The organism is Peribacillus simplex (genome assembly GCF_001542915.1).
Classification (GTDB): Bacteria; Bacillota; Bacilli; order Bacillales; family DSM-1321; genus Peribacillus; species Peribacillus simplex_B.
In genome coordinates, this window is record NZ_LNNH01000045.1 from 1 (window position 1) to 460 (window position 460).

Annotated in this window: 2 tRNA genes and 1 rRNA gene; all 3 read left to right on the forward strand. The window is 46.1% G+C overall.

The features are described 5' to 3' along the window. Window positions 1-52 (forward strand): 16S ribosomal RNA (locus AS888_RS26515); the annotation flags it as partial. A 115-nt stretch (window positions 53-167) separates the two neighbouring features. After that, window positions 168-244: transfer RNA gene (locus tag AS888_RS19760), tRNA-Ile, on the forward strand. A 10-nt stretch (window positions 245-254) separates the two neighbouring features. Beyond that, a tRNA-Ala gene (locus tag AS888_RS19765) sits at window positions 255-330 on the forward strand. Window positions 331-460 lie beyond the last annotated feature (130 nt).

The window sequence follows — 460 nt, forward strand, 5'->3', positions numbered from 1 at the left end:
GAAGTCGTAACAAGGTAGCCGTATCGGAAGGTGCGGCTGGATCACCTCCTTTCTAAGGATAATACGAGTGCGCTTTTGTTTTGTTCAGTTTTGAATGAGTGATTCATTCAATTAAATAGCAATCCCGCGATAAGCTTGGGAAGCAGAAGCTTATTATTTATGTGAATGGGCCTATAGCTCAGCTGGTTAGAGCGCACGCCTGATAAGCGTGAGGTCGATGGTTCGAGTCCATTTAGGCCCACCATTCCATTTACGGGGCCTTAGCTCAGCTGGGAGAGCGCCTGCCTTGCACGCAGGAGGTCAGCGGTTCGATCCCGCTAGGCTCCACCAATGAATCAATCACGATGTGATTGGGACAACTTGTTCCTTGAAAACTAGATAATAGATAGAAGGCAATTAATTTTTTCAAAGCATCTGTAAGACTTTTTTAACGGTTAAGTTAGAAAGGGCGCACGGTGGA